The organism is Variovorax sp. KBW07 (genome assembly GCF_003852515.1).
Classification (GTDB): Bacteria; Pseudomonadota; Gammaproteobacteria; order Burkholderiales; family Burkholderiaceae_C; genus Variovorax.
Genome location: NZ_QAJK01000222.1, coordinates 1 through 311, shown reverse-complemented (window position 1 = coordinate 311; position 311 = coordinate 1). Strand labels below are relative to the sequence as shown.

General features: G+C 60.5%; 1 protein-coding gene. It reads left to right on the top strand.

Annotated features, from left to right (window positions below):
• A partial coding sequence (locus tag DBV14_RS32075) for an integrase core domain-containing protein (RefSeq protein ID WP_148092463.1) occupies window positions 1-285 on the top strand: 285 nt, incomplete at its 5' end.
• Between the last annotated feature and the right edge of the window lie 26 nt (window positions 286-311).

The following is a 311-nucleotide window of genomic DNA, read 5'->3' as shown; positions in this document are numbered from 1 at the left end:
AACGACTATCAGCAGATTCACCGGCGCCACGGCATCGCCTGCTCGATGACGGACGGCTACGACTGCTACCAGAACGCGCTGGCCGAGCGCGTCAACGGGATCCTGAAGATGGAGTTCCTGCTACACCGGCCTGCCGATCTGGCCCAGGCCAGCCGGATGGTTCAGCAGGCCGTGCAGATCTACAACCAGGAGCGACCGCATCAATCCCTAAAATTGAAAACGCCCGATGAGGTTCATCGGGCGTCTCTGGCCGGCTTGAACAGGCCGGCTCTGTGTCCCTTATAGGTGTCAACCTATGGCAGGACGGGTCA